This is a genomic window from uncultured Fluviicola sp., from assembly GCF_902168135.1.
GTDB lineage: Bacteria > Bacteroidota > Bacteroidia > Flavobacteriales_D > Crocinitomicaceae > Fluviicola.
Map to the genome: position 1 here is coordinate 491628 of NZ_CABHOL010000015.1, position 25748 is coordinate 517375.

The window sequence follows — 25748 nt, forward strand, 5'->3', positions numbered from 1 at the left end:
TGCAAAATTACACAATTTTACGGACTAATAGTTTGTAACTTATGTTAAGCTTTCGCTCCGGGTCAATCTTTTAGAATGGAGATCGGCGCGATGGAAATACCTGAGTTCAGTTTCCCTGTCAGCAGGTAATATCCGCGGGCAAGATCTTCGATGTAAATACGCACAAAATGCGTGTTCTCAGTATGTTGAGTCAATACAACCTTTCCATTCAGATCAGTTAGCTGCAGATCGATTTCTGCGTAATCAGCTGATAGATCAACCATTAAATAATCCCTGCCCGGATTCGGGTAAACAGTGATCTCCAATTCGTTTTCTTCCAGTGAAAGATTGGAGCAGGCATCAACCAGAATCTGATCTGTGAACGCACATCCGCTCATATCTTCTCCGTTGATATATACGGTAAAATATCCATTGGTAGTAATGGCATTTGCCGGAATGTATAAAGGATTGTTTGTGTATTGGTTTGAGAAGATTGTCCACTCAATATTTTGGAAAGAGTTGGTGTCGACATACAACTGCAGTGGATAACCGCAAATCAAATCCATGTTAGCCGGAAGATTTGGAGTTACCGGTGCTTCTGTTAGTTTAAGTACTTCAAATTCCTGTGTGCCGAAACATCCCTGGAAATCCTGGGTTGTCAGATAAACGGTTACCGGGATATTCAGTGTTAACCCGGAGGTAGAAACATAGAATGACTGACCGCTGGTAATGCTGCCGTTGAAATTCCATTCGTAATTGGTGATGCCCGGGTCTGATAAATATACACTTAGGCCAGGCTGGCATTCCAGCGTATACAACGAATCAATATCCGGATAATACATTTGTTTGATAACGTAATTAAAGGAATCGATCAATGTGTTCTGAGGATTAAACAGTTCCAGTGTGAACCCGTTGTTTGGATTTGGTGCCGACCCGATGATGAGGTTATTCTCTATTGGGAAATACCCGGAATTTGAAACTCCGTTGGCGTGAATCGTGTAAGCTATGGAATCCATTTGGGAAGCATAGTTCAAATAGAATGAATTATCTGAATTACAGATTTCAAAAGTATCCTGCTGCGTCAAACAGTTATTGGTCGACATTTTTAGTACGAAACTACTGTCTATAGGAACTACTTCTCCGTTAAAAGGAAGCAGAATCGTATCTGAAAGATTAAAGTTTTTTACAGATACATAGATGTTGTTGCTATTTGCGTTTACAACAGGATATAAATAATTGACAGATAATCCCAGGTTAGTTCCTTTTACCAGAGAACAAGTAGTATCAAGAGTTGCAATTCCCAGACCGTATGCGTGTGACGAAACTGCGTTTTTCAGGGATTGAAAGTTATTGGTTCGTTTTAGCTTTAAACCATCATAACTAATGCCCGATAACAGGAACTGATCATCTTTCCAATATTCGATCTTTCCACTGAGAAGGTTGGTTTCCGTGAGAGATAGCAGATTAAACTCATCATCCGTTTTCACAAGGAAGCTTTTAAAAGGTCCGTTCCCCAAATAGATTATACTATCCATAATTTCAAGTTCCTGGTTTCCATAAGTGAATTCACTCACCAAAAAGTAGCAGTTGTTTTGAGTGTCAAGAGCGATTGAATGGATAAGTGGAACATTTCCAACAGTAGTGGTAGCCAAAACTTTTTGATTGGAGAACCCACTGGAAAGTGAAAGTTTAGCTCCGACAAGCATCGTTCCGAGATAAGGGTAAGGTCCTGCCGTAAAGCCGTTAATTTCAATGCTATAGTTCATGGTACGGGCTGCATAGATGAAATTGTCGTGGTCTATTTTCTTCAAAAAGAAATGATCGTTATTACCCGAAAGACCCTGGATATAGGTAGGGAATGACTGTATCAGACTGAAGGAAAGATTCGGTGTATATTGGATTGCGTAAACATGAACGCCTAATCTATTGGTGAATAGTAAGCGGGAATCATCGACAATAATTTCACTAATCTCCAGGTTGTTAGATGTAGGAGGACCGCCAAGCTGATTTCCATAGCTGTCAAAAACATAGATTGCTGCAAAAGTATTGGTTAATCGTGCGAAATAAGTATTTCCCAAACTGTCTATTGCTCCTGCTGTAAAGCGGTTAGATGCATTCTGTGTCCAATCCTCAAGAGCTTTCTGCCAGAGAATGGTCCCGTATGAACTGATTTTCCGGATAATTGCTGTGGAATACAACCCGTATTGCGCATACCCATACTCATAAAGGTTGTCGTCTTCATCCACCATAGAACCAACGACAGTCATTTTTTGGAATTCTTTATCGAAACAGTAAACAAGGGATGTATCGTTTGCAACAGGGTCCAGGAAAGTATGTGTTTTTGTAATAGTATCCGAACAGCCATAACTGCTTTCGTTGATCAGGGTAATTTGTTCCTCACCGGATTGATAGGATCCCATGATCGGGACGGTGTCGCTTAGCTGGTTCATAAAACCGTTACTGATGGTACCTGACCATGTTTGAGCAGCATTAATCTGATCATTGAAAATTTCTACGGTGTCGTTAATCTGCGTCCCGAATGTATGGTGGAACATGGCGTGCGGATTCTGAACGGTAAAGCTGGCCAATTCAAAAGTTTGCGAAGGACAACCGTTGTAAACAATCTCTATGGCAATTTTGTTGATGTATTCCGGATGTGTGTACTGGAAAATCGTACCGAATTGACCCGCGTAAATTTCAGCTCCATAGTCCGGGTAGAACACGCTGTTATTGGGCAATTGGAAAGTAGAAGTGCCAACCGTGGAAACAGTAGGCGGATTAAGGGTCGTGGTTGTTGGGAAAGCCGACCCCGGAATGTAATTGTTATTCTTTATGGTATAGTTTATTCCGGGTAGGTTGGATACCACCTGGAATTGAATACTGTCGGCGGGAAAACAATAGGTTGGTTGGGAGCTTGTAACACTGAATGCACCGGACGTCTGCGGGTAAACGAATACCGGGTGAGGATACACAGAAACCAGGGTGTCACCACAAGCATTGTGTTGTGTGTATTCAACAAATACAGTGTCGGCAGCAGTTAAGTTTGCCAGGTATACACTATATGTCCCGTTCTGACTCGCAGGATTGACCAGATTGTTGAGCACATTCGTGGTTGTTCTTATCCGGATTCTATCGACTGCATAAGCTGTCGTATTGTGGAATGTTCCGTTTGCCGAAGTTCCGTAACAAACCGTATCGGGGAAGTTTAAATTAAAAGTAGTGTTAAGGTAACCGCTGTATTCCGTATACGAACTTTTGGAGATGCTGTCTTTGACTCCCTGATAGTTCGTCACCAGGCTGATGGTGTGATTTCCGAAAGCAGGATCAAAAAAATGATTGAGTGTGTCATTGGTGCTGATCAGGTTTGAATCGAAATACCATTGGTAGGAGTCCGCATTGGAATTGAGAGCAATGGCGGTAAAAGGTTCCCCGGCGCATGCATGGTCTTCGGAAAGGTAGAATGTTGCCGGTACGTAATAAGTAGAAATAAAAGGAAGACTTCGATAACCGAGAGCACCATCCGGTCCTACGGCATATCCCACAGAATTCAGGAATACCATTTCGTTCACATGTTCGGGCAAAGAGCTGCTTAAATTGTGAATAGAATCCGGTGAAACCAGGATACTGTTGTCTACTGCCGATAATACTGCAAATTTAGTACCCGCAGTAAGCAGATTCCCATCCGGAAGAAAATCGGTGGTATTTACGGAGAATGGTACCACATATGTATTCAAAATGCTTCCCGTTCCGGTTTTCTTAACAACGGTGCTGTGAGTGCCAATTGCGTTCGTATAACCGATATAAGTTGTTTCCAGCAGAAAACCGTTCTCGTAGCTGATATCAAAAATTTCTCCCGGTACAGTTGCAGATGTGTAGCTAAGTCCGTTATCGAAAGAGGTGAGTTTTTTATTGTAACCCCCAATATACCATTGGTTTAATGCGGGATTGTAACATACCGTATGAAAATCTGTGGTTGTTCCGGACGGAATGCTGCTCCAGGTAGCTCCGTCATTAGTAGAACGGTATATTTTTCCCCATGTTCCTACGGCAACCAGCGTACTTCCGTTCCGGGCCACATCGGTCAATTCGTCTGCAACATTGCCAAGGCTGATATTCGTCCAGTTTGCACCGCCGTTATAGGTGAACATCACACCCGCGCTGTACGGACTATAAGACTTACCAACCGAAAGAATGTGGTTATTGTCGTAGACAATTACCGAGTTATGCTTAAAAAAATTGTTTGTATTGTTGGTAATATTCGTCCAGGATGCCGGGCTTCCGGTATTTTTGAAAAGATTAAAAGCACCTGCTACGCAAAAGCTGTTGGTCGGATCTTTCGCAATGCAATTAATGTCCAAATGCTGGGTGAAAAGCGTTTGATGGTTCCACTGCGCATGCGTGAAAGTTGTCAGACATAGAAATAAACCAATGAGAAATGATTTGAATGAAGCGGGCATACAGTTGATATTTACCAGACAAAGGTAATACTATTTTGGATTGGTCGCCTCGTTTTGGAAAGTTCGAATAGCGTTGCTCCGCTCATTAACTTCATAACCCAGGTTCCTTTCCGGATTGCGTTGCCCAATGCTTGCTTTAAAAGCAGTGAAGTTATTGTTTTTCATCCTTCAGCCATTCATCGTAATTTCTTTTGAAATCATTGTGACGCTTTTGGATGTTCCATAAGTAGCTTTCAATATCCAGGTCGAATGGTGGCGTGCATTGCTGAATTCCTACAACCCGGGCAATTGGGATGGGTTTGATTTCACTGGCGGCAATAATGGCTATTTCCCCGATTGTCAAAGTTCGTTTGTTTCGATCCGAATACACCCTGGTATCGGTTGAATCACTAAAATGCGCTTTTAAATACGGAAGGATTTCTGTTCCGCTGCCGATCAGTTTGCGACCGCTTTTGCAGGTTTCGATCTGGTCCGAATCGGTTATTTCCGCTGCGATTCCGGAAAGGGATTGTTTGATTTCGGAAGCAATACGCAGCTCTTTATCGGGTTCCGGCAGCAATCTGCCTTCAGAAGTGTCTATGTTGTTAGCGTCACAGGCTGTTAGCGTCATGAATAAACCACATAGGATTCCGAAAGATTTTAGCAGGTCTTTTTCGAAGTATAGAGAAAATGGTTTTTGGAGGTGTTTCATGACATTTATATCAATTGATTCAGATCTTGTCTTCCGATAATTGTCATTATCTCAACAAAATCACCATTGGCCTTAAAGAATATACTATCAACACCGCAAACACAACGCCTGTATCCAGGTTTAATAAAATCAACAGATTCGAATAAGTGTGGGTTTTTCGCAATTAATTCAAAGTAATCGAAGAAAGATTCAAAATACTTATCAGCTTGTTTTATACCAAACTGTTTTACACCATAGTGGTGAATTCGTATCAAATCTTCCTTTGCAATGTTGCTTAATTTGTACTTACTCACTAAGTAAGCTTTTGGACTGCTTCAGGATGTCAGATTTGGATTCAGTTGTAAATCCGGAGCTTTCAGCTCTTTCTAACTTTAATCTAATGAAGTCGATTTGTTTTTGTTGATTTCTTGCTTGTCGAATTAAATCATTGACCAATTCACTCTTGCTTGAATATTCTTTATTCTCAATTTGGCTTTTTAACCATTCATCATTTGGTTCTGTAAAGGAAATGCTTTGTCTTCTCATGATACACGTGTTGTGGTGTAAATTTACACCAATTCTGCATCAATTGCAAAAGTTCTATTCAACTCCCTCAATCTGCTTCAAATGCTGTTCCACCTGGTATTGATTGAAATTGTCCCACTTAGGAACCGTTTTCGGTTTATCACCCAGCATGCTGTCGATGCAGGTATTGTGGTCTTTGTATTTCTCGTGCAATACTTCAATGATCCGGAAGAAAAAGGCATCCAGCATTGTAATTGCGTCGAATTCGGATTGGAGCGCTGAAAGGTTTAGTACTTCCAGTACTTCCTGTTTTTCTTCGGAAGTAATTTCTGTTTGATAACCGAACTTCAGCGATTTGAACACGAGATTGTTCCATACCACACTGTCGTGGCACCACGGCACATCCGGAACGTGTAAGGAGTGTTCGCAAACGATAATAATAGCATGAAGCAGATCCGGCAGATAACTTGCCGGGAATTCGTCGAAACTTCGGAACTCGAAACCACTTTGGTACATTTTTTCCTGGTTGAAGTCCAAACCGATATCTGAAAGCAGCTCGTAGTCAAAGTCTGATTCTACCTGGTCGCGCCACCAAATGTTTTCTTCTTTTTCAAACCTCAGGAGTTTCCGGAATTCTTCTACCTGGTAAGTCAGGATCTTTCCTTTCGCCATGACTTTGTTGAAGGTTCCCACTCCGGTGTATCGCGACATGGCATTGCGCATGGAACCGCCGGCGAATTGGTGGTTTAACCCGTGTTTCGAACTGATGACCTGCATGATGTCCGGACTGCCCAGCGTTGCTATGAATAGCGGTTCGAACCACTGAAGCAGGTAAATCGCATTGGCGTGTTTGGCTTCAAAACCCGCATAATCTACGATCCGGCTGTTTTCCGTTAGCGTTGGCAGGGTCATATGGAAATGATAGGTGCCGTTATTGAACAGCACAATGTTTTCCTGGTTCGACACAAACATGTTGAACCCGATGTTGTAGTTCGGGAAATGTAAGTGCCCGTTCAGGACACCTGATTCATTGATTTTATCGATAAAGAGCTTCTTGGTAGCAGCCAGTTCATCACATGAATCGGGAATGGTCCTGTTTTCAAAGTACCTGGTCACAAATTCGATCGAATCACCGTCAAAATTCACAGATCCCATCGGGTTGGTCTTTTGGGTCAGCATACTTTGGATATTGTAAGGCTGGGTTTCCAGGAAGTTTTCCAAAATAGACTTTCCGAGGTATTCCGGGTTATCAGCCGCCGGATTGGTCGATGCGATCGTTTTATGCTGGTAATTTAAATCAATTTTATCCAGTGAATGGCTATTGATCATTCGGCTTACCCGGTAATTGTGATCTTTAGTCAGGCCGTTTTCCAGCACAGATGCCAGTATTCCTGATTTATAGCACTTTCTATAATCGATGCTGTAGCGTTCGCAGCCAATTTTTTCTTGTATGAATCCACCGGAAACAATCATTGATTCTTCGAATTGCATGTAGGTTTCGTTTTCTAATCCAATTCCCCAATAGTATTTTTGTTTCGGTTTCTCTTTCATTTATTTTTATGTTCTTTATTAGAATTCGGGTAATTTTCTTTACCACAGATTCGCAGATTTTAAAGGCACCTACCGGATGTCTTCTGTAATTGTATTATTTTAAACCACTGTACATCAAGCGAGACCGGTAGGCTCGCTTTTTATTTGTGCATCAGTGGGGATATATAACCCGTTATTAGTAGTTTTCAACAATGTGCTAGTCGTGGTAAAAGAACACATGCGAAGAATACCGCTCGTGGTTCCACCAGTCTTTCCGTGCTTTTGCAAAATAGTTGTAATTCAGTTTCCCGGCCTGCGACTGTAAAGGATAGATTACAACCCCATTCTCGCGGTATGCTTTTTTGGCAGCAGTTTCCGGAACAATGGGCGCGATGTGACCCGAAAGCCCTTTGATTTTCCGTTTGGCGCAAATGATTCCCACTCCGCCTTCTTCGTTTACTTTCCGCTGGATCTCGTCCAGGTCCGTTAGTTGCTTCCAGCCGAAACTCGGTCCCCATTCCGACAGCCAGTCGTGGATAGCGCTCGAATAGATCCGTGCAACCGTTTGGTCGAAAACCGGGATGACTTCCTCTCCGGCGAGTACTTTTTCGAGTGATTCGGCCGTCCACCAGACGGTAGGCAAATACACCCGTGCGAAATAGCAAAAATCATAGGCATAAACGTTGCAATAGGTATCATCAACAGTACGCTGGTAGCGCAGGTTGTGTTTCACATCCAGTTTATCGATCAGTTTTTCGATGCTTGCCCGTTTGGTTTCCGCACTCGTCAGATCGCGGTAAGGAATATCCGGATCGCTGAGCGGATGCGGTTTTTCTTCCATGGAGTCCAGCCGCGATTTCGGGCTTGGCAATAAATGGGCAGGTTTTATGTGCCTATCCAGTTTTGTATCTTCAAGCACTGTTGTATGATTTGTTGTAATTTCTTGTTTCATCTTCCTCTTTTCTGTTTACACATAGAGACTGCAATCCGGCTAAAATTACAATTTTTAATGGGAAAAGGAATTCAATCCTCCCGCAATTTTAGTTGTATTTTCAAAACACGGAAACCTACGTATGGAGATGGGAGTTTGTAGGTTTCGGTTGATGATTTTCTTAAATAGAAAACCGGACTATGCCATGATCCGCCGCGTGTTGTGCAATACCAGGTTGAATCCAGTTTGTAATAACTTTCCGTTATTTCTGCAACATTTCCCGACATATTCCACGCACCCCAATAATTCGGATTATAGGACCAGACATTCATTGGACCGTTTACATAGGATTCGTAACCAACCGAATCTGAGTTTTGAAAGGTGATACGATCCGTTAAATGGTTGTAGCGAATTTGATCCTGGTCAAATTCCGCATAGTTTGCAAGAGGCAGCTGATTTTTGTTTCTCCAGTAATTTCCCTCCCAGGCAAAGGACGAATCGATTTCTTTTTTCTCATTAAACAACTCCAACCATTCAAAAGGTTTGAATAAACGGTAAAAAACCAACGAATCCGGCTCGATCTTGTTTAACCAGGTAACAAAAGCCGTAGCGTTTTCGGGAGTAATGTTTACAACCGGGTGATTCCCGAACGCTTCCAAATTATCATAGTTCCGGGCCATTGAATCTGCAAAGTCAAAATCTTCCGAGTAAGCTCTCCAGTTGAAGGTTTTTGGTTTGTGCTTTTCATAACCCAATGAATCGGATACTTTCAGGTATGCAACAAACTTGAGGTATTGCTTATTGGTAACTTCTGTTTGTCCGCCCCAATAAAAAGCAGTCATGGAATCAATTTCTTTCGGATACCTGAACCCAAGAATTTGATGATACGGGTCTTTCGAAGCTTCTCCCTTTTTGAAATAAACAAAAGTCAAATCATTTCCGTTTTTGCTGCGTGTTTTCTGAAATTTCCGGGCAGTGCTGCATGAAAAGAGAATTGCCAGGGTTAGAATACCGAAGAATATTTTCATCTTGTTTTCTTTAAGGATTTTAAGAATCCTTTATAGTCTTTATCTGATCTGAAAGCAAAGGAATATGATTCTGAATAATTCCCCAGATCATTTCGGGTTCAATTGAATCATAAGCATGTGCGATGATATTTCTTAATCCGATTATATTTTTCGCGGAAGTGATTTGAATGGTAGGATCGATCTCAATAATATTTCGAATAGCTTCACCGATAATTTCTAAGTCTCTTTCAATGGCTCTTTGCAGGATAATGTCTGCTTGGAAAGCATGAAAATTATTGTTCGCCTTTGCTTTTACAACTTCAATTTCCTGAATCACACTTTGAATATCAAGAATGTATTTTAAAATTTTAGGCTGCATAGAGATCCACCTTTGAGCGATTAATTTCCTCGATCAGGATTGGGTTTTTAAGTGACTTCAGTGAAACAAGATCAATCTTTCTTCCCATGAGGTTTTCCAGTTTTTCTAAAAGAGAAAAGTAATTGTCGGCATAATCAAGTACATCGATTTTATCAGAGAACTCTACCAGGAAATCAAAGTCACTGTTTTCATGCATATCATCCTTCGCAGCCGAACCAAACAGGGCAAAAGATTCCACGTTATGCATTTTGCATAAAGAAATGATTTCATCTAGTTTATCTTCGATTAATTTGATCATCTTACTCAAAGATACTAGTTTTTTTCATACCTATTCGTTAGCAGCTATTGCCGAACCAGGATCTTTCGGATTTAAGTAAATGACTGTATTTGTCAATTCAAATTCAATGCAAACCCAAGTCAGGATTTCGATTCGTAGATCCAGGTACTTTTGTTCTTGTCCGGGAGATTGTCAAAACCGAACGCAAGTCTCACCGTGAAGCGATTGATAGCAAAAATTCCTGCCAGTCCTTTACTCCAAACAATCCCGTCATATTCCTGCTGCAATGCATTGTTTGCCGGTTTAAGGATTTATAACTCTTCCTCCCAAACCATAGCCACTTTTCCTTTTGTCCGCATGGCTTCAATGTAGCCGATTGCTTCCGGAAGTCTTTCAATAGGAAAAATGTGTTCGATGTGGGGAGTGATTTTCTTTTCTTTTACCAAAGCGGCAAGCGTTTCCAGGTCTTTGGAGTTGGCCTCAGCGGTGAATTGTGTCAAAGAGAATTTGCTGAAAACGTTTTTCAATAAGGTCGAAACCATCCTTCCCACAGTGGTGAAACCAACCATGACCCCGCGCCGGCCCATGCGTTTATAATCGCTGAAAGTCAGGTTCCCGTTGGTGTCAATCACCAAATCGTATTTCCCGGAGTGCCCGTGGATATTTTCCCGGTCGTAGGCAATGACCTTGTCGGCACCCAATGACTGCACAAAGTCTGCATTCTTGGCTGAACAAACGGCTGTAACATGTGCTCCGTAAGCTTTAGCGATCTGAACGGCAAAATGCCCCACACCTCCGGATCCGCCATTGATCAGGACCGTTTCTCCTTTTCTCACAAGACCGTGAGTGATAACAGCCTGCAAAGCGGTCAGGCCGGCAACGGGCATGCAGGCCATTTCTATAAAGCTGCTTCCTTCGGGCATTTTGGCACAGATCTTTTCTTCCGCACAGATATATTCTGCAAACGCTCCGCCAGAGAGTGATTCCCCAAAGACGTGGTCACCAACTTTGAATCGCGTGATATTCTTTCCGGCTGCTTCCACAATTCCGGCAAAGTCAGCGCCTGGGATGAGGTCTTTGGGCTTGAACAATCCGAAGGTCAATCGGGCAAAGTAGGGCTTTCCGCGCAGAATGTGCCAGTCGGCCGGATTGGCAGAGTTTGCAAAGACTTTAATCTTTAATTGATTATCCTTCAATGCGGGCTGTTCGACCTCTTCCAGTTTTAAAACTTCTGGTCCGCCGTACCTGGTTTTGGTGTAAGCTTTCATGCTGCGTTCTGATTCGTTATTCGTGATACAGGTTCCGCAATCCGAAACCTTCGAACCAAAATTAGGCGGTTTTAATTTCCGGGTTCCGGCTGTTGTGAAGAAAGACCGGATAACGGTGCCGGGCGGTCGACAGAGATTTTGAATGTTTTGATTCGGGATGAATAATGCTTATAAGTTTCAAAGGGTGTTTTTTTGTCCGGTTAGTTCTGTTGGAGAGTAGCCAAATTGTTTTTTAAAAGCGTGAGAAAAATGAGATAAATTCTCAAACCCGGTTTCGTAATAGACCTCCACTGGTTTTTTGTTCTTCTCGGCAAGCTGGTAATGGGCTAATTCCAATCTTTTTTTGGTCAACCAACGCTGTGGTGTATTATTGAAGGCCCGGTAAAAATCCCGTTTGAAAGTGGTAAGACTTCTCCCGGTTAAGTAGCCGAATTTTTCGAGCGGCATATTGAACATAAAGTTCTTCTCCATGAAAGCTGCTAAATCTATCTTAAAGGGATCTTCAAAGTTTGTCAAAACAGGATCAATATCTTTGTCAATGGTTTGAAGGATGGTGATTGCTTCGTTAATTTTTAAAGAGGCAATAGTTTCCGGAAAGTTTTCGGGTATTTCAAAATAGGGGATGAGCGAAGCCAGGCAGCTTTCCAATAGCGGATGTTTGTGAAAACTAAAAATTTTCGGATCTGTGAGTTTCCGTTTCGTGTTTTCGGGACCATAAAATTCGCGGAGCCTCTTTGTTGTTAAGTGCATGGCAACCGCTTTATGTGGCAAATCTTCCCCGGACATATTGATAATCGTGGCCAACTGATTTCTTGGAATCAGGAAAGTGCTTCCCGGACCAAATAAAAAGCTTTTATCTGCCTGGATGATTTTCGTTTCACCTGAAATCAACCACACAAGCAAATGATCATCAAATGCCGCTTCCGTTTTAAATAGTTTACCCGTGTAAGTAGAAAGTTTAATCTCGGGAGTGATATAATTTACCTGGCATTCCATCTTGCTTGTGTGATTGAAAGATACAAAAATCAACTAAAATCAAAAGTTACTCCCGTCAACTCCCCGCTCAGTTTCCACAAACGTTTTGCATGGGTTTCATCTAAGGAATATGCTTTAACACCGCCTACTGCAGTCACATCCGAACTTAAAAGTGAGACATCCGCATGTTCGCAATAGACACCTCCAATTTTGTTGAGTAAAGGGCTGGTTGCTGCCCAAACAGTTGTTGCTGCTCCTTGAGGAATGGTTTTTAGCCGTGCGGCTACTTCCGGCAATATATTTCCTGCTGCATCACTGTAACCCAGTTTTTGGAACAAATCTGCCGGCGCTTCTCTTGCCAATTCCGTTTCGCCAACAGCTCCCGGACACAAGGAATAGCTGCGCACATTGTACTCCTTTGCCTGATTGTCAAACTCAAGCGAGAAAAGATTGACTGCTGTTTTTGATTGTCCGTATCCCAATAATGTTTCGTAATCCCGATTCAGGAATTGCGGATCTTCGAAATTAAAATCCGAAAACTGGTGTCCGCCGGAGGATACATTGACTACACGTGCGCCGTTTGCTTGTTTCAATGCGGGCCACAATCTGGCGGTAAGTTGATAAAGTGCCAGGTAATTCGTAGCCAGCTGCGATTCATAACCCCTGCTGTCTCTTCGCAAAGGTACCCACATGATCCCGGCGTTGTTGATGAGCAAATGCAGGTCTCTGCCCGAAGTCAGGAATTTTTGTGCGAATGCGTCAATTGAAGCCGGATCCATTAAATCCATTTCTTCGATTTCCACATGCGGGATTCCGTCTAAATTCCGTTTTGCTTTTTCCACATCTCTTGCCGGAACAATGATTGTTGCACCAGCCTGGGCAAGTGTTTTTACGGTCTCCAAACCGATACCGGTATTTCCGCCTGTTACAATGGCAACTTTGCCTGTAAGATCTATGCCGTTGATGACTTCACTTGTTGTTGATTGGGCGTTAAATCCCGAACCTAATGGCTTCTGTAACGCTCCCTGGTAATTATTCTGTCCCATGTTTTAAGAATGAATTGTTTGATAAGACAAAGGTAGAAGGGATGACTCAGGGCAACTTTGTTCAAACGTCCGAATATACTTTGTTTAAAAGGCCGGGTTCGAAGTTCTTATTGCAATGTTCAAAAGTTCAGATATCGGAACTTTCGCAGTCTGTTTCGGGACTGTTAGATCATTATTCGGGCTAATCTCACGGAGTTACAAGTCAATCTCCAAGCCTTCCAAGCTAGCGCGAGTCTCTGACTCGTGCTAGCTTGGCACTAATTAACTGAAATCACGTTCCCATCAAATCAATTTCCAAAACAGTTTGATCGCCGGCATAATTCCTTGCGCTGCTGTATTTCCAGTCCGCCGGATTGGTTACCAACCCCTCTTTTACCGGGTTATTATGAATATAATTCACTTTTTGTTCCACAACCCAAGTGCTAAAAACCTCAATGGGTTGGTTGTTTTGTTGCCACAATTGGTAGTTGGTAACATTGCTGTTTTTCTTTCCGGCATCTTCAAACAACTTTAACAAATACTCTTTCCTGCTTTCCCTGGGATTTTCTATGATTGCTTCTATCAATTTACGGGAAGTGAATCCTTTAAAATCACGCATAAAACCCGATGGATCTTTTTTTAAAGACCTAAAAAGCAAATGAACATGATTGGGCATAAATACGTATGCGTAAAGTTCGAGCCCTTTATGTTTTCTGCAATAGCTTAAGGAATCGGCTAAGATTCCAAAATAAACTTCCCTAGTAAAAACGTCAACCCAATTGACAGTTGCGAAGCTTACGAAATAAGCCGCTTCCGGGTTTCTAAATTTATATTTCCTGCTCATTTACTTTAAGTTAGTAAAAAAGTAGGTTTAAATCCAACTGATTTTTAATTAATAAGATTGGTTCGGAACTTTTGTTTCTGCACGGCACGAGCGAGATCCCGAATAGTCGGGACAGGTCGCTCGCACCAACCGAGGGTTCCAAGCCGGCATTTAGGGTTCTATAACGATTCTTTGTGTCGCTTTTTCATGAGGTGTTTCAATCGTCAGAATGTATGTCCCTCCCTTGTCAAGGTTTCTGATTTTTCGTTGAAATGTGTTTTCGCCTGGAACTAAATCGGTTAAAACTCGTTCTTCTATTTTTTTACCGTCCACGTGATAGAGGGAAATTTTTGTTTCTTCCGGTTTGTTTAAATGGAATTTCACGACAAAGTTTCCATCATTGGGATTGGGGAACACCTGAATCTTTAATGTTCCGGTACTTTGGTCGTTTAAGTTGTGGATTCCTAAAGTTGAGTTCTGAATAACATACACTTTAAATAATTGGCTGCTTGCGCTGCTCTCGGTTCCGGTATTTGTGAAAAAGATATTGGCTGCCGTGCTGCTTATGCCGCCGTAGATAAAACCAACCAGCGTTGTGTCGGTCGTAAAATCATCCAGTTTAAGTACGTCGTTGTCATAGTGCGGAACTGTTTCTATGGGAATAAATTCAGAACCGGCACCGAGTAAAGCAGGCATTTCAACGGGTAATTTATACTCGGCCATGGTACCGCTTGCATTTCTTGTAACTCGTGCAATGGTTTTTACAAATGGCACATTATTGTCCTGGACCAACACTCCTAAACTGTCATAGTATTGAGCGATACCACCAAAGAACACGGTGTGCATTTCGTTATTCGAAGCACTGTATAAAGGAATATGTGCACAATGGTAGTGATTGTAATATTGAGAAAAAGCATTGTTGACCGTATGCCCTGTGCTATCGATGTTTACACAATTTAGAAAAGGTAAATCAGCATTCACCTGAAATACTCCCGAAAAGGCGGTTAATCCTTCTTGTCCTGCCGGCATTATTTGCGGAACTACATTGTAATCCCTTCTGTGAAGATTGGCAGGATCATGAATAGCGGCTAAATGGGTGACAGAAAGCGTTACACCATCATCGGAGAGTGTAAATTTTCTGCTTGCGTTTGTATATTCCTGGATAAAACCCGGTCCATGTGTGGGTCCCATAGGATTATACCTGCCTATAAATTTCTGTCCGCCGGTAAGATAGAACGTATTGTTTATTTTATTGAGGTAGCCGCCGGTAACAGCAAACAAGGTATCTGTAACCTGCCTGAAACTGGATGCAAACGATGTTCCGTTGATAATTGCATCGATAACGTCCGGAACTTTCACGGCACTGAGATTGGGGTAGGTAATATGATCAGCAGAAGTGTTGCTGTAACCATAACCGCCAACCAGGTATAAATAATCCCCCTCCTGGTAAAACTCCATATTGGTTGCACTTAATTGTTCCTGCAAACCAATTGGAAGGGAAGATAAGGGAGCCGACCATTTTTGTTGCGCAACGGGGTCAACAACGATTAACTGGTTGTTGTGTCCCGCTTCATCAAAGGCAGCAAAGGGTTGTCTGCGATGCAAACCATCCAGTCTGCCACCGATGATTAACCATTTACCCTGGTGTTGTCCCCAGGCAAATGCTTGTAGCCCACCCAAGCCGCTGATGTTCATCGGTTCAAGGTAAATATTGAAGGGTGCCGCTTGTGAAAAGGCTGAAAGACTGAAAACGAGTAGTCCTAAAATGAGTGCTATTTTCTTTGTCATTTTATGTGATATGCCTGCAAATTACATTTTTGTTATGGATTAGTTTGTGATCTATGTTACATAAGGAATACGCGGGTTGTTTTTTCTGGCTGGTGTGAGTTCCTGGCCTGATCATTTCTAGCAGAAAATCCTTGGGAATATAATTAATAACCCTTGTAGGCGCGCGATTAATCGCGCGCCTACAAGGGGGATGTTATGTACATTGTCATCATCTTAGCAAAGTAATAAATCCATTTTTAACAATCTCACTTTGTTCATCAAATACAATTATTCGATAGAAATACACTCCTTCAGATAAATCAGCATCGGTATTTTTGTTTTTACCATTCCAGGTAAACCCATAATCATCGGATTCAAAAACTAAATTCCCCCAACGGTTTAATATGTCTATGTGAAATGAAGATGGCTGACACTCTGAATTCAATTCCAAATAGTCATTTACCAAATCTCCATTTGGCGTGAATATATTCGGGATGGTAAAATTATCCATACAATCTGTAACATGAATGGTAGAATCTGTTGTGTCAGGTATACTTGGAGGGTTGTCGCACCATGTAGTATCTGTGTAATAGACAAGTTCCAATTTAGGTCTAACACTTGCATCAGGATGATCTTTGGAGGCAAAAACAAGACTTCTATAGGTAATTTCTTCGTCGAGTGCAAAGTAGAAATCAACTTCGTTGGACGAACTGATTTCATTACTAACAACTCCAGTTACGTCGATAACGTAGTTCTGAGTTGAAGAGGTCGAACCGGGAATATTGGAAAAGGATGCCGCGTCATACGAAGGTTGGCTTGACCAGGTAGTTGATTCATCCCAGTAGCTGGTTATTTGATAAAGTTTTGCGCTATTTAAGCCGTTAGTAGTATGACCGGCATGCGAAGCAGAATAATCATGGTATAAATATAAAGTAGCGCTGACTAAAACGAAATTATCAGGTAATGGGCATAATTCAAATCCTAAAAGGCTGCGCCCCTGGCCATAAACTCCTCCATATGTCCAACCTGCTGCAACAAGGCTTTGAACTTGTCCCTGGTATTGGTCAGCGATTACTGTATTGATGTATGTGTCTTTTGATGCTTCTAAAATTAGTGTATTCTGACTCCTTGCATCCAGAGAAGACAATATGATTAATAATAGTTTAACGCTCCTTTTTATCATGGGGTAGGGATTGTCTGTATTGCGGTTGTCATATTCGAAGGCTGATTGCTCAGATTCACAAGTTAGCGCGAGTTCCTGTCCCGACCATTCGGGGTCTGACTCGTGCTAAATTAACCTAAATTATGTTCTCATCAAATCGATTTCTACAACAGTTTGGTCACACGCCCGCGCGAGTTTGACAGCTTTGGTAAGAACACTGTTCATTTGGTATTTTGTTTACATTTTTCAAGAAGAATGGTTTTGAAACGATCAAACATGGTTTCTCCCAGTATTCGTTTGGAAATAATGTCTAAAAGCTCCCTGTTTTCAAGGTACAGGTAAATGTCTTCACCATTAATAGCATATTCTTTGATCCGGTTCCATTTTATTTCGGAATACACGTTTTCGGATTTATAGACAACGCTTTCCGAATCAAAGCCAAACTGGAAATTTACTTCATCTGATTTTGCTTTTTTCTCCAATTCTTTCAGAAATGCAGTGAAAGCGATTTGAAAGCGAATTACATAATAAAGGAGAAATGCAGTGGTCAAAGCTGCACTGATCAAACCGATGATCCATAGAGCGTCAATGCGGAGCGAGATTCCGGTAATCACCAGGACACCCCATATTCCATAGAGCAGTTTGATGGGTACTTTTTCGAATGCTTTTTTGCGTTCGAACCGAAAGTACTTTGTATAAAGTTCTTTTGATCGATGCGGATCAAATTGTATATCAATTGTTGTCAAAAGAGTTTATTTATGCTTTTGCTACACTTATCAGCTTCATTGCCGGTTGCCCTGCGCACCACCAAGTTCCTCAATTTTCAATTGGATTCGGGTATTGTAACTATCTATTTGTATGGCGTATTTCTCCGTGTCTTCCAAAACGGCTTTGTAAAGGAGTTCGTAACACTTTAACCTGAGTTCACAATATTCCTTTAGAATTTTGTTGTTCGCCCTGATTTGAGAAGTCAATTCCAGGTCCCTCAAACTTTCCAGCAGCTCAATGTTTTTTTTCCAATAAAGAATACCGCGATCGTTAATTGCATAAAGCAACTTGTCTTTGGGTGTATCAGGAGGTAAGCTGTAAACCTCTAATGCTGTTGCCTCCATGGAAGCGAAATCTTTCATTTTGGTTTCATAAGTCCCAAAATCATTTGGAATGAGGTGATAAACAATAAACGAAAAGATTAGCAGCAGGGTGACCGATAAACTGGCTGTGCCGAATTTAAGTTTAGTCTCACCCGGGTTTTTAAGACCCGGAACGAAAGCATAACCGATAATCAGTCCGGTAAGTAGACCGCCAATGTGGGCTGCGTTGTCGATATTACTGTCCGGCTTCAGTCCATTCAACAGGTTGTATCCGACAAAAACGGCAATACTTGTCAATAAAGCTTTTCGTGCCGATTTTTCAATGAGATTTGTTGTCAACATGGCCAGAAACACCCCATACATTCCGAATATTGCTCCCGATGCACCGGCGCTGATGGTCAGGTTATTCCAGTATAAACTGGCAATACTTGCGGTAATTCCTGTCAGAAGATAGGCAGCAGCAAACCTTACTCTTCCCAGGTATGGTTCTAAAAGCAGTCCGATATAAAGCAGGGCGTACATATTCATCAATAGGTGGAAAACGCCAATATGCAGAAAACAATTCGTGATTAATCTCCACCATCCGCCTTCCAAAGTTACCGGACGGAAATTTGCTCCCCATGCAATCAAACTCTCGTTGTCGGGGGTCATCCAATGAACACCCGAAAGAACCATCACGATGAAAATGACCAGGTTCAGGTTTATTAAGATGGGGGTGACGAAATAACCCGGCACAGGTTTGAAGAATCCAAAAACACCGGAAATTCCTTCTTTAGTAGGTGTTGACTGGCTTAAATGACCTTGCTCCTCAGTCAGCTTCGGTTTTAGTTCCTCGTATTTGAGTATGAGCTCTTCCGAAGAGCAGGAAGCTTTTAATTCCCGGAACGTGGCGATCAGGTTTTCAATATTCTTTTTGTTTTTGCCCCAATCCACCATTTGACTACCCGTGCATTCACTTTTCAGAGTTGCATTGCTGCCGTCGATTTTCACTTTCACTTCTTCACTCCAGGAACTCATAGAGAACCCGGTAAAAGCAACGAAACCGGTTTCCGTTGTTTGACCGATATTCCAGCCAAGTTTCTTTGCCGCTTCCATTGTGAGTGTAAGAAATTGTTCTGCCGTAAGGTTGTCAAGGGGTAAGTCCTGAACGTGTTTTGGTGAAAGTCCGAAGGCCATGTTACTGATTGTTTGTTAGTTGTTTTGGATGGTGGTTCAATTGCACAAATAGATGAGTTGATTTTTTACCTTATGAGTAGTGTTTTGGGTTAAAAATAGGAATAATCCCCGAAGGTGAGAATGGTGAACTCATCTTTAGAAGACCAAAGTCAATTATGAAGGGCCGGATACCAGAGGCATTGTGATCTATTCGGTCGTTGCAGGAGTTATCGGATTGACGGCTTTCTTTTTGATAAACAGCAGGTTGTAAGTTGGTAAATTTTAGCGGAAAATCCTTGGGAATATAATTAATAACCCCGTTAGGCATGCGATTAATCGCGTGCCTAACGGGGTTTGTTGTGAACTTTTTTTCTGCACGGCACGAGCACGATCCCGAAGTGTCGGGACAGGTTACTCACGCCAACTAGAGGATTAGATGCCGTCTTTTTTCGGTCTGAATTGCTTAGGTTGTTGTTCTTGAGAAGCACTTTCTGCTATTTCAAAAATTCTTTTTTGTCTTGTTGTCTCTGTCCTTGCAAGTGCGATCCATTGCAGTAAAACCTTTTTCTTACTTTTACTTAGCGATGAAAAATAGTCTCCGGAATTCTCAAATTTTTCAAATGCTTTTTCCAATTCTGATGGAATAATTAATTCTTCCACTTCGTCTAAAATTGTCCAGGAACCATTTTGTTTTGCTAATTCGATTACTTCAAAACCTGCTTTGGTCATCAACCCTTTTTCCGTTAAAGTTTCAATTTTTTGCTTGTTGATTTTACTCCAGGTACTGTTGGGCTTTCGTTTGCAGAAATAGTGTCTGTGACTTTCACCATCCAGGGTTTCAGCTTTGCTGTCGATCCAGCCAAAACACAATGCCTCATCTACAGCATCACTCCAGGAAATTGTTGCCTTGGTTGACTTCTTATTATAAAAAATCAACCAAACAGCATCTTTGTGACGGTGATTTTCCGCTAACCACTTTCGCCAATGCTGTTTGGTCTCAGGATAGAATAGTTCTATTTCCGGCTTATTCATTTTTTGCGAATTGCATGCAGGATAAAGCAGGACCCTAACATACCAACCAATTGAAATCCACCAACCAACAAACCATAACTCATGGGGTGTGGAATATTGGGATTAATGGCAATGTCAAATGTATTGGCTACCAAAAATCCCAAACCTAGTACCAGGGCAAACTCAAGGACGGCTTTCTTCGTATGGATATTTAGCACCGCCATCAATAAAGCTGTTGTAATAATTGTTGGTAGAATTGTTAAAGGTGGTCCGTAGAAATACATCGGGTCCGGATTGGCGGGCATTAAACCTGATTTGTCTAATGTGCCGGCATATTGGTTTGGAAACAATACCGTGAACCATAACCAACCGAGAAAAGAATAAAATACCAATGATAGCAATACTGCTAACCAATTTATTTTTGAAATATATTTTATCATTGTATTAAGAGTTATTTGTTTGATGGCATTAAAGAGTAAAATAAAAAGTCAGTTGATGGCATTTCTAAAAAACCCAAACTGTGTCCAATTGTTATAATTTGCCCACGATGATAGGTGCCGTGATTGAATAAATGTTGAAGATACTCTGCAAGAGGAAGGGTTGCTTCAAACCAGGGAGTTTTGATATGCACCTTTTTAGATAATTCTTCATCCGTTAATTGGCTTACTTTTTCGGCAATTATTGCAGACCTGTTTAACAATCCGTCAAATACTTCTTTTGCTTGCAAGTTTTGCACACCATAACGATTTACAGCATCTTCGTTTTTGAATAAATCGGCACACCACATTTCTTCAATTGCCCAAATGTGGTTTAAGGTTTGAAGCACACCGTTGAAACTTGATGGAACATCTTTTTGCAGTTGTTCTTCTGGTTGGTTACTTAACCATTTTACAAATTGCTGATTCGCATTTAAATTGTAAGCCGAATAGCTTGTCATTAATTCTTTGATACTCATTTTCAATGCTTTTAAATTGTTTTGAGCAAAAGTAAAATGAGCTTATGACAACGGTATGTCAGGGGTATTTAATGGTCGTGATATTTTTCAAAAAATTCCTGAAGTGTCATTTTATGAGGCGAAAATTGCTCTTGTTGAATTTGTAATTTTTGAATTCTGTCCAACCTAAAATATCTGAAACCTTTTCTTAGACGGCAATAGGCTACCATCAACCAGCCTTCTGTAATGTTTAATAACGCAAAAGGCTCAACAACTCTTTCACTCAATTTATTTTCGGCATTGATGTAGTCTAATTTTACAAGGTAAAAGTTGGTGAGTGCAATTTGCAAAGAAGACAAAGTGTTACTTTGGATTTCATAATTTTCAAGCTTTGCAAATTTGGTTCTCAATGAAAGCAGATTGGCTTTGTCTTTCTCGCTTTGCCTTAAAACCGCCTTGATCTTGTCGATGGCTTCGGCGTAATCCTTAATTAAGGAGCTGTCCCTGTTTTTTAACACTAATTGTTCTGCAAGAATTAAGGCATTTGCCTGGTTTTCACTGAACATAATAGGTGGAATTTTGTAGCCTTCCATCAACGTATAGCCTTTGCCATCTTCTGTCAAAATAGGCACGCCTGCTTGTTCCAGTGCTTTTAAATCCCTGTAAATAGTCCTTGTGCTAACGCCAAATTTTTCTGCAAGTTTAGTAGCTGTAACAAGTCGTTTGGTTTGTAACTGTGTTAAGATTGCTACAAGCCTGGAAAGTCTTTTTGTATCGTTATCATTCATCCTTCAAATGTCAGAAAATTTTGCTTAGTCGCAGGATATTCTAAAATGACATGATCGGCTTGGTAATTTTTAGCGGAAAATCCTTGGGAATATAATTAATAACCCCTGTAGGCGCGCGATTAATCGCGCGCCTACAGGGGTTATGACCGTCAATTGTATTTTTCTAAAAGATCCATTTCATGACCACAACAATTCCGACTATAAGTGAAATGATGAGGATTATTCCGATCAGCCCACAACCAACCAGACTTATCCTGTCCACGATTGTCATCTTGTAATCTGATCTCGGTTCTAATTTTTGTTTGTCTGCCAACGGTTCAATATAATGAATAAATGCATCGCTGTTTTCATCTATCCAGTTTTCATCCGCTCCGAATGGAATGCTGCGCTTCGTCTTGTCCACAAGCATTCCTTCAAAATCTTTGGCAGATTTTAAAAGTTCAAGTGCAAATAGTTCTAGTCCCTCCTTGTTGGCTCGTATAAAACTTTCATCAGAGTCGCCGCCATAAGTTGCAATTCCAAAAATTCCCTGTTGTTTCAATTCTTCTTCATCAAATTGCTCAATGATTTTTTGCAGTTCTTCTTTTGTCATGTTGGTGTTTCAGTTGGTTTGAGTGCTTTCCATAAATCAATCAAATAAGTTTTCGTTTGTAAATGTCTTCTACCTTATGCTTTAATAGGTCAATGAGTTCAGCATTCATGTAATCATAATCATCCGGAATGTATAGACAAACGATTCGCTTGTTTTGATAGATCTTCGGAAAATGCTTTCGGATATAGTTCCGGTGATGTGTCTCCATAACGATGATGCTTTCAGCCCAATCCAGCAATTCAAGGGAAAGAACCGTGTTTGCCGATTTATCGGTTCCCGCCGACTTTACTTCAAAACGGTCGTCTTTTTCAAAGATTTGTTGAGCTGTTGCACTTCTCATTCGGTTTACTGTGCAAACAAAGAGTAACTTGAGTTTTTGGGCTTCAGCCCAGATCTTTCTCATAAACGGTACAATTCGCCAGGTGTCTTCCAGGTTTTCCTGTTCAAAACAACACCAGTAATGAATGGTATATTCGTGCAGTTTAAAATCGGTTTGAAGAAGAGGTTTGATTTGTCCGCAATAATGCAGGAAAAGCGCCTCTGATCCCTGATCTTCCGTTGCCTGAATAATAAATTCCATCAAGATGAATTTTTTGTTTTCATCTGTGATTGATTTATAATGGGAAATATATTTGTCAATGTCGTTTGGATTCCCTTCTGTATATGACCAATCCTGCATTCCCGAATCGTATGGGATTGCTAACTCGATTGATAGTTCGTCAATCGCTTTTCGTGTTCCGCATCTAAAGGTTGGTTCCATGATTTAGTTAATTACTGAGGGATTCAATACCTTTTCCAAATCGCCTTGATTGAGCAAATCTTCAATAGCTTGTTGAATACACTCTCTGGTCAATTCTTTGACGAACAAATCCGGTGGTATTTGATAAATCCCATTCCTGTTTTGCCCTGTTTTTTTGTCTTCATCAACAGCCGTTTGCAAATACCGGTACGTCCAGACATTCAGGCCGTAATGCCGTCCGTCCTTTAAATCAACGTGAATATTACAGTATTCATTTTCGATGTCCCAGTTTGATGGATCTACTTCCTCAAATTCCAGCCACAGTGTAAATTCGGTCATGTTAATGAAGTGTTTTTAAAGAAATCAAATGCTTTGTCTTCTTGCTGTTCTCATAGACTTCTCTAAAATAGACAGCTTCCCTTGTTTTTACATAAGCGTCATTTTCACCGATGTAATGATCAATTACTTTATATGGAATGATGGAGTCGTTCTTTAGTTTAACGAATATACAATACTTGGGGAATGCTTTTAATAGTTCACCTGGCGAATCACTAACAACCGCTACAAGTTTTGAAATCTGCTGTGTGGTCAATTGCACGGAAACGGTGTCATGAAGTGCTTTTTTTATTTCAGCTGTTTCAATTTCTGATGCATCTAGTTTGGATAGGTGGTGAACATTACCGGACTTTGTTCCCGAACAGGAAGAAATGGCTAGCAATAAAAGAAGAGGCATGATTTTCATGGTGTTAAGGTATAAATAGTTTCGAAATTATAAGGGCGTTCTTTACCTAAGGGATTGGCGGTTGTTCAGCCTTTGCTTTAGCTAAAATTGCCGGTAGTACGTTTATCGTATTTGAAGTTTGATCGCTCAGACTCCTTGATCACATATTTCACAGAATTTTCTGTGCACGCTCCAAATTTCAGAAAATTCATGCGGCCTTCTTCCAGAGTTATATGATTGGGTCCCGAATGTGTTTTTAATTCGGTCAAATCATGTCCATCATCTTCCCAAAAACAAATTTCACAGATTTCATATTCACCTCTATTCGTTAGAGTGAAATAATCACAACATGGACATTGTTTGAGTTTAGCTTTCATTTTTAGGATCTTGGGAATTCTACAATTATTCTGCATTATTCATTTTCTTCTCAAACTCTTCCATGGTAATAATCCCAAGCCGTGATAATGCCATAGAGAAATAGGGTTCGAATTCTTGTCCACTACCGTTGTTTTTTATTTCAGTGAGCATTGGTACAACTTCTGTATTTTCTTTGAAAAGATGAATCCGTTTTAATGCGGCAAGTGTTACGTGAAAGTCCGGATCATTTAAAATGGCGTATTTCAGAAAGGGAAAGTATTCGGATTTACCGGTATCACCAACTACCATGATTACACCCAATCTATTCTCCGCACGTAACCTGGTAAATTCATCAAAAGTTGGAATAGGTTTCTTTTGGTTGGGATGTCTGGATGGTTGTTTTTTGTCTTGTTTGCCGAATAGTTTGTTGAAGATGCTCATGTCTAAAAGTTTTTTGTCTACCCGGATGTCAAGTACTCGTGCCAGTAAGGGTTTAATTGGTGTTATTATCTTTTCTGAAAAAGTTTTTTATTCGCTGAATGATTGGTACCAGTGCTGCAATGACCATAATAACCATGCTTGATACCCATAACCAATAACCTGACTGAAGTTTTGTAATATATCCTTTATGTCCGGCTTCATTTAACCAAACAGTTCCGCCTTTTAGGAAAGTTAATGCGATAAAAAGAGCAATCACTGAAAAAATCAAACTTAAAACAGGGACTTTCTTATTTGTGAAAATAGCAGTTATAAAAAATGGGTTGGCAAACCAGGCAGAATAAGTACTTCCCATAAATAGTGCAGCAAACCAACCGAAAAGAAGATCAGCCAATCCACTTAAAGGCCCGGAGCATGAAACATTCGTACAGTAAGTAGGACACAATAAGGAAATTCCCAGAATAATTAGGGAAATCACCCAGATGGTTTTTCTGATTTTTTCGGTTTTTGTCATAATCACTTACGTTCTTTGTTCAGGTGCTGAAATCTCTATTGGTTTATTATTTTATCCTCGTATTATGAGATATTAATAATTCTCCCGTTAAATCAAATTTTGGATTAACAATATTAAAAGGCTCTTCCTGAATTTCAAAATCAATTAACGCCAATTGCAGAAAATCATTCGATCTGAATTGGAGTAATAACATTACAGGGATGTATATTTTTTCCTCTTTTAATGCTCCATTTTCATCCAATTCTTGGTAGAAATCCCACTCAAATTCAACATCGATGATTTCTGAGCCAATTATAGAATTTATCCCGGAATTTCTTTTTAAATCTACTTCGTAAGCCGGTGCTTCTCCAAGTAAGGTGTCAATTGTCGTATTCAAAACAAAATCAAATCCTTCTTGTTCATAATTCCAACCAAAACCAAAGGTCTCGCTATCGGTATCTATTTGAATCCCACCATCAATTACCCACATCGATTTTTGTTCAAAATCCAGGTAGCTGTCATTAATATTGAAAAATGTAATGTTGGTGATTTTCTTATTTACTAAATAAGATTTGATGTCTGATTCAATCTCTTTCATGATGGTGTATGCTTAATAAAGGCTAGCGTGCTAAAGTGCTAAATTAAAGGAAATGA

At 40.7% G+C, this 25748-nt stretch carries 30 protein-coding genes; 1 reads left to right on the forward strand and 29 read right to left on the reverse strand.

The genetic code is table 11. The features are described 5' to 3' along the window. Nucleotides 1-62 precede the first annotated feature (62 nt). From QZT69_RS05100 to QZT69_RS05115, 4 genes are all read right to left on the reverse strand, one after another. Nucleotides 63-4436: a T9SS type A sorting domain-containing protein gene (locus tag QZT69_RS05100; protein WP_294671236.1), complete on the reverse strand. Its 4374-nt coding sequence runs from the start codon at nt 4434-4436 to the stop codon at nt 63-65. Between the two features lie 151 nt (nt 4437-4587). Next, entirely contained in the window at nt 4588-5127 is a 540-nt protein-coding gene (locus tag QZT69_RS05105; RefSeq protein WP_294671240.1) for a hypothetical protein, read from the reverse strand. 5 nt (nt 5128-5132) lie between these two features. After that, entirely contained in the window at nt 5133-5420 is a 288-nt protein-coding gene (locus QZT69_RS05110; RefSeq protein ID WP_294671243.1) for a type II toxin-antitoxin system RelE/ParE family toxin, read from the reverse strand. Next, the gene (locus QZT69_RS05115; RefSeq protein WP_294671246.1) at nt 5413-5652 is read right to left on the reverse strand and encodes a type II toxin-antitoxin system ParD family antitoxin; all 240 of its coding nucleotides are present in this window, start codon (nt 5650-5652) and stop codon (nt 5413-5415) included. Before QZT69_RS05115 ends, QZT69_RS05110 begins: the two co-directional genes overlap by 8 nt. A 423-nt stretch (nt 5653-6075) precedes the next feature. Between QZT69_RS05115 and QZT69_RS19130 the strand changes: the two genes are divergently transcribed. Continuing rightward, complete coding sequence (locus tag QZT69_RS19130) at nt 6076-6180, forward strand: hypothetical protein (RefSeq protein ID WP_367241908.1); 105 nt, start codon at nt 6076-6078, stop codon at nt 6178-6180. Nucleotides 6181-7378: 1198 nt separating this feature from the next. Here the strand turns inward: QZT69_RS19130 and QZT69_RS05125 are convergent. The 25 genes from QZT69_RS05125 to QZT69_RS05240 form a co-directional block, all read right to left on the reverse strand. Beyond that, nucleotides 7379-8113, reverse strand: a complete 735-nt coding sequence (locus QZT69_RS05125; RefSeq protein ID WP_294671251.1) for a hypothetical protein — start codon at nt 8111-8113, stop codon at nt 7379-7381. Nucleotides 8114-8184: 71 nt separating this feature from the next. Then, on the reverse strand, nt 8185-9120 hold the full coding sequence (locus QZT69_RS05130) for an SUMF1/EgtB/PvdO family nonheme iron enzyme (RefSeq protein ID WP_294671253.1): 936 nt from the start codon (nt 9118-9120) through the stop codon (nt 8185-8187). A 19-nt stretch (nt 9121-9139) separates the two neighbouring features. Then, nucleotides 9140-9478 carry a HepT-like ribonuclease domain-containing protein gene (locus tag QZT69_RS05135; RefSeq protein ID WP_294671256.1) on the reverse strand — a complete coding sequence of 113 codons (339 nt, stop codon included), beginning with the start codon at nt 9476-9478 and terminating at the stop codon, nt 9140-9142. Next, nucleotides 9468-9776 (reverse strand): nucleotidyltransferase domain-containing protein, encoded by a 309-nt coding sequence (locus QZT69_RS05140; protein WP_294671366.1) that lies wholly within the window; start codon nt 9774-9776, stop codon nt 9468-9470. The genes QZT69_RS05135 and QZT69_RS05140 overlap by 11 nt, the downstream gene beginning before the upstream one ends. Nucleotides 9777-9895: 119 nt before the next feature. Then, on the reverse strand, nt 9896-10042 hold the full coding sequence (locus tag QZT69_RS05145) for a hypothetical protein (protein ID WP_294671259.1): 147 nt from the start codon (nt 10040-10042) through the stop codon (nt 9896-9898). Between the two features lie 24 nt (nt 10043-10066). Then, complete coding sequence (locus QZT69_RS05150; protein ID WP_294671262.1) at nt 10067-11023, reverse strand: NAD(P)-dependent alcohol dehydrogenase; 957 nt, start codon at nt 11021-11023, stop codon at nt 10067-10069. Between the two features lie 177 nt (nt 11024-11200). Beyond that, nucleotides 11201-12019 (reverse strand): AraC family transcriptional regulator, encoded by an 819-nt coding sequence (locus QZT69_RS05155; RefSeq protein ID WP_294671265.1) that lies wholly within the window; start codon nt 12017-12019, stop codon nt 11201-11203. A gap of 29 nt (nt 12020-12048) precedes the next feature. Then, nucleotides 12049-13044: an SDR family NAD(P)-dependent oxidoreductase gene (locus QZT69_RS05160; protein ID WP_294671268.1), complete on the reverse strand. Its 996-nt coding sequence runs from the start codon at nt 13042-13044 to the stop codon at nt 12049-12051. Between the two features lie 271 nt (nt 13045-13315). After that, nucleotides 13316-13867: a transposase gene (locus QZT69_RS05165; protein WP_294671271.1), complete on the reverse strand. Its 552-nt coding sequence runs from the start codon at nt 13865-13867 to the stop codon at nt 13316-13318. Nucleotides 13868-14017: 150 nt separating this feature from the next. Further along, nucleotides 14018-15634 (reverse strand): T9SS type A sorting domain-containing protein, encoded by a 1617-nt coding sequence (locus QZT69_RS05170; protein ID WP_294671274.1) that lies wholly within the window; start codon nt 15632-15634, stop codon nt 14018-14020. Nucleotides 15635-15842: 208 nt separating this feature from the next. After that, a complete protein-coding gene (locus QZT69_RS05175; protein ID WP_294671278.1) occupies nt 15843-16796 on the reverse strand; it encodes a gliding motility-associated C-terminal domain-containing protein in 954 nt (317 codons plus the stop codon). A 200-nt stretch (nt 16797-16996) separates the two neighbouring features. After that, nucleotides 16997-17521, reverse strand: a complete 525-nt coding sequence (locus tag QZT69_RS05180) for a YcxB family protein (protein ID WP_294671280.1) — start codon at nt 17519-17521, stop codon at nt 16997-16999. A 36-nt stretch (nt 17522-17557) separates the two neighbouring features. Next, nucleotides 17558-19042, reverse strand: coding sequence for a rhomboid family intramembrane serine protease (locus QZT69_RS05185; RefSeq protein ID WP_294671283.1), 1485 nt, complete (start codon nt 19040-19042; stop codon nt 17558-17560). Between the two features lie 411 nt (nt 19043-19453). After that, on the reverse strand, nt 19454-20053 hold the full coding sequence (locus QZT69_RS05190; RefSeq protein ID WP_294671286.1) for a YdeI family protein: 600 nt from the start codon (nt 20051-20053) through the stop codon (nt 19454-19456). Then, nucleotides 20050-20472 (reverse strand): DUF1761 domain-containing protein, encoded by a 423-nt coding sequence (locus QZT69_RS05195; protein ID WP_294671289.1) that lies wholly within the window; start codon nt 20470-20472, stop codon nt 20050-20052. The genes QZT69_RS05190 and QZT69_RS05195 overlap by 4 nt, the downstream gene beginning before the upstream one ends. An 11-nt stretch (nt 20473-20483) precedes the next feature. Continuing rightward, nucleotides 20484-20987 (reverse strand): DinB family protein, encoded by a 504-nt coding sequence (locus QZT69_RS05200; protein WP_294671294.1) that lies wholly within the window; start codon nt 20985-20987, stop codon nt 20484-20486. A gap of 68 nt (nt 20988-21055) precedes the next feature. Further along, entirely contained in the window at nt 21056-21754 is a 699-nt protein-coding gene (locus QZT69_RS05205) for a YafY family protein (protein WP_294671297.1), read from the reverse strand. Nucleotides 21755-21917: 163 nt separating this feature from the next. Then, nucleotides 21918-22346, reverse strand: a complete 429-nt coding sequence (locus tag QZT69_RS05210) for a hypothetical protein (protein ID WP_294671300.1) — start codon at nt 22344-22346, stop codon at nt 21918-21920. A gap of 40 nt (nt 22347-22386) precedes the next feature. After that, nucleotides 22387-23106 carry a hypothetical protein gene (locus QZT69_RS05215; protein ID WP_294671304.1) on the reverse strand — a complete coding sequence of 240 codons (720 nt, stop codon included), beginning with the start codon at nt 23104-23106 and terminating at the stop codon, nt 22387-22389. A 3-nt stretch (nt 23107-23109) separates the two neighbouring features. After that, nucleotides 23110-23424 (reverse strand): hypothetical protein, encoded by a 315-nt coding sequence (locus tag QZT69_RS05220; protein ID WP_294671307.1) that lies wholly within the window; start codon nt 23422-23424, stop codon nt 23110-23112. A 1-nt stretch (nt 23425) separates the two neighbouring features. Then, nucleotides 23426-23827 carry a hypothetical protein gene (locus QZT69_RS05225; RefSeq protein ID WP_294671311.1) on the reverse strand — a complete coding sequence of 134 codons (402 nt, stop codon included), beginning with the start codon at nt 23825-23827 and terminating at the stop codon, nt 23426-23428. A 77-nt stretch (nt 23828-23904) separates the two neighbouring features. Beyond that, nucleotides 23905-24219 carry a CPCC family cysteine-rich protein gene (locus tag QZT69_RS19135; protein WP_367241900.1) on the reverse strand — a complete coding sequence of 105 codons (315 nt, stop codon included), beginning with the start codon at nt 24217-24219 and terminating at the stop codon, nt 23905-23907. Continuing rightward, nucleotides 24209-24604, reverse strand: coding sequence for a hypothetical protein (locus QZT69_RS05230; RefSeq protein WP_294671313.1), 396 nt, complete (start codon nt 24602-24604; stop codon nt 24209-24211). The genes QZT69_RS19135 and QZT69_RS05230 overlap by 11 nt, the downstream gene beginning before the upstream one ends. A 52-nt stretch (nt 24605-24656) precedes the next feature. After that, nucleotides 24657-25115, reverse strand: a complete 459-nt coding sequence (locus QZT69_RS05235; RefSeq protein WP_294671315.1) for a hypothetical protein — start codon at nt 25113-25115, stop codon at nt 24657-24659. Nucleotides 25116-25161: 46 nt separating this feature from the next. After that, nucleotides 25162-25692, reverse strand: coding sequence for a hypothetical protein (locus tag QZT69_RS05240; RefSeq protein ID WP_294671318.1), 531 nt, complete (start codon nt 25690-25692; stop codon nt 25162-25164). Nucleotides 25693-25748: the final 56 nt, after the last annotated feature.